Origin of the sequence: Acetobacterium sp. K1/6, from assembly GCF_034438075.1 — a bacterium.
Classification (GTDB): Bacteria; Bacillota; Clostridia; order Eubacteriales; family Eubacteriaceae; genus Acetobacterium; species Acetobacterium carbinolicum.
In genome coordinates, this window is sequence record NZ_JAXQGA010000014.1 from 87,403 (window position 1) to 93,918 (window position 6,516).

Below are 6,516 nucleotides of genomic sequence, written 5' to 3' on the forward strand. Positions count from 1 at the left end.
TTTATGTCCTTCTCTTTCTTTCATTTATAATAAAGTATTTTTGAAGTCCTTATGCGGCGATGGTATGACCGTATAATAGACGATATTCCCACTTTCTTTGATCACTGCAACCCCGGATTCTATGGAGGCATCGACCTCTGAAACATCTCCGGTCATGACCAAATAGGATTTACCGCCGATGCCGGAACCCAGCCTTAATTCAACCAGCTGCACGCCTGATGCTTTCACACAGGTGTCTGCTGCCACAATCAATGAGGCCATTGCCATACTTTCAATCACACCGATCGCGCCTATTTTCTCAACATTACTGGAACCGGTAATGGCCGGGAAAATTTGCTCATCGACGTTTGGAATCATCAAATCATCAATAATAAACTCGCCGCCTAAAAGCTTTGCTGCTTCTATTGAATTCTCCACTGAGCCGACGTCGCCATATATTAAGGTAATATATTTCCCCGGACAAGTTGCTGTTGAAAACATCAGCTGCACATTGGCAACTTTGAGCATATGATCTGCTACTTCAATGCCTTTTGCAATACTGTTAAGTTCGATAAAACCAATTGTATTTATCATATCCTATCCTCTCGTGCTTCAATTGTAATGGATTCATTGGAAACTTCTGTAATCATTCCTGAAATACTGGCATGAATACACGCACCCATTTTTCCGTTTTCTATTTCGCCAATAAGCATCCCTTCATCGACCATCATCTCTTTTTCCACCACTGGTTTAGCCAATGTTCCGATATGCTGTTTAAGGGGAATTACAACTTTTTTCACATTGTACGCAAAACTTTTTAATGGTGCACACCGATCATATTCTTTTAACCCAAGTCTTTCGATGAGTCGTTTAACCGGTATTTTCCGGTACTCTATCATTTCCGATATGGATTTTTGTTCTCCGCCTTTATCAATGCTTATCCCAGCCGCGATTAACTCCTTTTTAATCATAATATTGACTTTTCTCGGCGACAATCCGTTTGGACAGGCATATAATTCACAGGCTCCACACTCGGAACAGCCCAATGCTGTTTTCATGCCTAAAAAATCTGATAAACCATAGTTTGCAATGCGCATGACTAAATGGGGTTTGACATTATGACCAAGTAAATCCCGGGGACATAGGTCAGTACACTTTTGGCATTGTATGCAGGCAATCTTTGATTGTTTTAATACCTGCTCATTCCCTTTTGTTTTATTTTCAATCAATGAAGAATTCTGATCTAAGAGTATAATTGCCTTTGTGGTTTTCGTAATTGGCAATTCAAAATCGAAGATTATCTTTCCCATCATTGGACCGCCGTCAATACCAACTTTTCCAGTCAAGGTTTCTATTCCGCATAACGCCAAGGCTTCTTTATAACTCATACCAATTGGAAGGCAAAAGGTTGCGGGGGTTTTTACATCGCCGGTAATCGTTACATAAGTGGTTGTCACCGTTTTTCCCCTGGCAGCATTGTACACATTTAAAATCGTTTCCACATTACATACGATGCAGCCAACATTCAAAGGAATTCCACCTTTTGGTACCACTCTTTTCAAAACTTCATAGACGGTTATTTGTTCATCACCCGCCGGATAAAAATCTTCAAGCAGGAAAAGCTCAATATTTTCCGAATCCTTCAATTGTTCTTTTAAACAATCGATTACTTCTGTATGTTTCGCTTTAATTGCAACATAACCCTTTTTAGCCCCGGTTTCCTGGATAATACCGGTTAAACCTTCTAATATATCGTTGGTATGGTGAAGCAATAATTCCTGATCAACCCGTATCAAGGGTTCGCACTCTGCGGCATTAACGATTATATATTCGGCTTTTGCTGCCAATTTCACATATGTTGGAAAACCAGCACCTCCGGCCCCGACAACACCTGCTTCCATGATTCTGTTTGTAAATTCACTATTCATGCATATCCCCCTCATCTTCATTTTTTTCATCGATAATACCGATAATGATGCAGTCAACCGGTGCGTTTTCTAATCCTTCTGACCTTCTTGCCGCACTTCCATTCGTGAGTAATACCAGTTCGCCGATTCCGGCTCCGATTAAATCCGTAGCAACGATAATCTCACCATTTTCAGATTCTTTTTCGCGGTTCAATAGTTTCACTCTCAGGAGTTTTAATCCCCTTAACTCATCTTCTTTTCTTGTGCACCAGATACTGTCTATAACCCGTCCAATCTTCATTTACTGCGACACCCTCTCTTTAAACTCTTTAGCGATATTATTCAGGGCTTCCTTTACTGATGCAATATCACCCAGTACAGCAATCATGGTAAAATGCTGGGGACATATACCTTTTATCTCAACAACATCGACAGCTGCTGTTTTTTCAGCAATATCAGTTGCCACAAACATTTCCACGAGTTTTCCCTGTACTAATCCAACGGTATCAAATTTCTCACTCTCCAGGAAATCTTTTGAAAACAAACGACTTCTCATCATTTTAATCACCCCGTCAGAAGGCGATTTAATTATTTCAATATCCATATTTTTTACATCCTTTAGCCGGCACACAATTCATGGCAATACCAATTGGCGTTACAAAATGCGGGTTTTTCGGTTTGTATGTTTTAATGTTTAGATCCTTTTCGATGACCTTTTCAATATTTAAAAGACAGCTTGTTCCCCCTACCAGATATATTCCATCAATACTATATTCATTAATATGCTTTTTGATAATTGAAGCTATTTTCTGGGCCACCGGTCTTAGCAATCCGGAAATTTCTTCTTGTTTATCCGGATCCTGTTTTACAATTTCTGCTTCATCAAATGAAATTTTATAAGCTCCAGCAATCACTAATGTGCATTGCGTTCCTCCGGTTGCCTCATCAGCAACTGCTACAATTTTTCCTTCTTCTATAATAGCCAGGCCGGTTGTTCCGCCGCCGATATCCACAACAACACCATTCTTGATACCAAGAACGGCATTGGCTGCAGTCGGTTCATCAACAACATTGATCACATCAAACCCTGCTCCTTCGACAACATTTTTAATATACTTTGTATCGTTAATTGTTGTACCCGGAGGTATTGCCACCGCTGCATCTTTTAATTCACAGCCGATTTTATCTTCAATTTCTATTTTCAATTGTTTAACAATTTTTAATGCTCCCATATAATCAACAAGCAAACCATCTTTAACCACTTGCGCAAATCGATACGCACCAGCAATTGGGTTCTTATTCTCATCCAATACACAGATGACAATATAAGCGGTTCCGAGATCAACCCCTATCATCAATCGCTCTTTATTTTTAGGTGTGATTGAATGGCTAAGTATATTTATAAAATCGAATGTAATCTTGTCTGATTCTTTAAATAAATCCATTTCCTTTCGCCCTCATTTCTTATCCACAAGACTCATCCTAACTTTTTCAAAGTCTTGAAAAACTATTTATTGCACATTTTATGTTTCATTTTCGTATGTTTTGCAACCCTTTACAATAAAAAACAAAAAACTTCCATGTCATTACCCCTTTTACTGGATAATCACATGGAAGCTTCGTCGCTTTTATACAAATACTCCGTTGCATTTGTACTATTAAATTGTAAATTCATTATCTCAAATTTATTTTATAATGTCAACCTGCTTTATTTTTAATTAACTATTTTTCCATCTCACTTTAACCTGTGTGCAATTATTACTTCAATGGAAACCGCGTAAACTGCAGTTCAGCTGTGGTAAAACACGAGGTAATTCAGGCTGTTTTTAATTCTTCGTAGATTTCTTCGGCACGTTTATAATTATATGTTTCGCAATCAAAAATATCTTGTTTAAACTCAAGTGCCATAAAATAACCATCAGGTACATCAAATGATATTTTGATATCTTTGTTTTCCAATAAACTTCTCATTTCATTCTCCTCTTGAATTCATATTTTGTAACTTTTACAATAAAAAGCAAAAACTTCCATATCATTACCCTTTTACTGGCTAATCATATGGAAGCTCCGTCGCTTTTATACAAATACTTCGTTGCATTTGTACTATTAAATTATTGATTTATTATCTCAAATAAATTTAATAATGTCAACCTGCTTTATTTAATTTATTTTAAAATTATAAACCACCCTGGCTTTATTGGTTTCTGCTGCATTTTTTAGCTTTAGCAAATATTTTATCTAATTGCTCTTGTGCATGATTTTTTGTTTCCCATCCAAATGATACCCGATAAGGCGATTCCATCTAATGTCGTTTTAGCGATAGCGTCTTCAGCGCCGAAAGATAAGAATATTTTCCACTAGAAATTAACGATAAAACGAAAATACAATAAATCCTGGATTCCCGAAATTTATAACGATGGCGGATCAACCCCCAGGGCCTCATAAAGATCCTTTTGCTTTTCAGTGATTTCACTAAGTACTCGACCATGCAAGGATGCACTTTTCTATTTGCAAAAAGACTTTTTCTTTCAAATCGAACTGAAAAAGAGCGCGCACCTCAATTTCACAACTTTCTTTTTCATAGATCGGATAATTCAAATTATAAATGAACCGTTCTGTTTTCATTAGCATCACCTCATGGTTTATTTGATGTTTCCGATTCCGTATTTTGTCCCCACTTCCACCACTTTCGTCAAGTTAAGTGTGCTTGGCAGCGAAAAGAAATTCACCGCCCTAAACTACCACCCCCAGAATCTTAAGTTGGGCATTGATTTCTTTTTCCAACGCCGCAATTTCCTCATTGTCCTGGGCCAGCAAGCGATTGACTGCATCGAGATCACAGGGATCCATCCCCCAAACGGTTCTGGAGCAGGCGATCCTGTTGCGCCGGGAAGTTCAGCGGCGGTCTGGCCCGACTAGTCGACAAGTTTTGTACCCAATGCCTGATTTTCGGTGACCAGCAGGAAAAACGTTTGATTGATGATCACATGGTGAAACTGATCATTCAATCCGAGTTGTCCTAGAATGGCCGAGTGAAACATTGTTGAGTATTGCCGATGAGGTATCGCTTTAAAGGATTCCATCTAAAAAATAAACTGAGCAAGAGCAATCTGCTAAGTTCTTTCTCCGTTAAAACACTGTCGATTATTTTTGACACCATGTCCAACAATTTGGGGACAACATATGCCATCAGTTTCTGGACAGAATAGGTTAGTAGCAACAAACAGCCTCGCAAATCTGGATTACAGTAATCAAGAAAACAATGTTCGGTTGATGATAATCAAGTCAGTATAGCTTACAACTATACCAACAATGACGGTAAAACGGCCTTTGCTAAGTGTTCGTCTAATTCTTTTTTAGTGGAGGCAATCCGTACCAGTTCAAGGTGCCAATTAAATTAGAAATTATCGGCATCTAAAAAAGTGGTTTTCTGAAAGAATAAAGCAACTTTGACTTTTTTTTCAATAACTTCTACCATTTTTTCTTACTAGGTATATTAAATTTTAATATAATTCTGGTTTACGATAAGAAAAGTAATCGATCTTTTTATTGAAATCATTTTCTTGAGATACTGTATAAACTAAAAATGAATTGTTTTTCAAATTTTCTTTCACACAAATGCCATTACCATTAACAATTTGAATGCCCCCATAATAATTCGAACAAATCATACAAAAATTACATTCATAAGCTCTTGCTAACATATACTTTGACCAATTCTTTGCTCTTTTTTGTGAATCATAGGGTGTTTTAAAAGGAGCAATAATAATTTCCGCTCCTTGTTCCTTCTGCATGATACTCATATCCATAATATGTGTATCCAAGCAAATCTGAATTCCAAAGGTATACTCTTTGAATTTAAAAACATCAATTTTATTCCCTGCAGAAAATATTTTTCGTTCATTTTTTCCTAGATGAACCTTACAGTAAGCTGTATATCCGCCTTTTGATTTTCTTCTCGCAAACTCTTCCTGCACCAAGCCAAAGGTTTCTGGTGGAATGATGGCTGGGTGACTGTTTTCAACATAATATTGAGGAACTTCCCCCTCGTTGGTCTTTGTTTTTTTAGTCAAGAAGTCCGTCGTGTAGCGTTTTTGCAGTATTGCATCGCCCTTGTATTTTTCGTTTTTAAGAATGCTGATCACCGTAGACACCGGCCATTTTTGTCTTTTCGTTGGGCTTAAAATGTTTAATGCCATCAACTGTTTGGCAATGGATGAAGGGGTATGCCCTTCCAGAAAAAGCTTATAAATGAGTCGGATTGTCGTTGCTTCTTCCTCAACAATCTGTGGTAATCCATTCTCCCCTTTTACATATCCCAAGAAACTCTTATAAGGGAGGGAGATATTTCCGTCAGAAAAACTCTTTCGTTTTCCCCATGTTACATTTTCTGAAATTGAGCGGCTTTCGTCTTGTCTAAGGACGCAAAAAATAATACAATTTAGCGTAAATGGCATTACGCTAAATTGTATTATTACGCTAAAAAGTATGATTAGTCAGCTCCTATCTGAAAACTTTTGTAATTAATTAAAACCTTCATCAATGAAATCAGTATATAATGTCCACAAATAGTTGGACACAAAATCCAGAAAATAAGATAAACTATACACATGAGTAGAAAACGACGAAC

7 protein-coding genes are annotated in these 6,516 nt (G+C 37.4%); all 7 read right to left on the bottom strand.

Annotated features, from left to right (window positions below; translation table 11 throughout):
- Positions 1-24: 24 nt before the first annotated feature.
- The 7 genes from U2P91_RS12810 to U2P91_RS12840 all read right to left on the bottom strand — a co-directional run bounded on the left by U2P91_RS12810 (position 25) and on the right by U2P91_RS12840 (position 6,208).
- Positions 25-573 (bottom strand): BMC domain-containing protein, encoded by a 549-nt coding sequence (locus tag U2P91_RS12810; protein ID WP_111887100.1) that lies wholly within the window; start codon positions 571-573, stop codon positions 25-27.
- Positions 570-1,907, bottom strand: a complete 1,338-nt coding sequence (locus U2P91_RS12815) for a 4Fe-4S dicluster domain-containing protein (protein ID WP_111887101.1) — start codon at positions 1,905-1,907, stop codon at positions 570-572. The genes U2P91_RS12810 and U2P91_RS12815 overlap by 4 nt, the downstream gene beginning before the upstream one ends.
- Entirely contained in the window at positions 1,900-2,187 is a 288-nt protein-coding gene (locus U2P91_RS12820; protein WP_322519776.1) for a EutN/CcmL family microcompartment protein, read from the bottom strand. Before U2P91_RS12820 ends, U2P91_RS12815 begins: the two co-directional genes overlap by 8 nt.
- Complete coding sequence (locus tag U2P91_RS12825) at positions 2,188-2,490, bottom strand: BMC domain-containing protein (RefSeq protein ID WP_322519777.1); 303 nt, start codon at positions 2,488-2,490, stop codon at positions 2,188-2,190.
- Positions 2,480-3,331 (bottom strand): ethanolamine utilization protein EutJ, encoded by an 852-nt coding sequence (eutJ, locus tag U2P91_RS12830; RefSeq protein WP_322519778.1) that lies wholly within the window; start codon positions 3,329-3,331, stop codon positions 2,480-2,482. Before eutJ ends, U2P91_RS12825 begins: the two co-directional genes overlap by 11 nt.
- Before the next feature lie 370 nt (positions 3,332-3,701).
- On the bottom strand, positions 3,702-3,857 hold the full coding sequence (locus tag U2P91_RS12835) for a hypothetical protein (protein WP_162624405.1): 156 nt from the start codon (positions 3,855-3,857) through the stop codon (positions 3,702-3,704).
- A gap of 1,532 nt (positions 3,858-5,389) precedes the next feature.
- Positions 5,390-6,208: a recombinase family protein gene (locus U2P91_RS12840; RefSeq protein WP_322519779.1), complete on the bottom strand. Its 819-nt coding sequence runs from the start codon at positions 6,206-6,208 to the stop codon at positions 5,390-5,392.
- Positions 6,209-6,516: the final 308 nt, after the last annotated feature.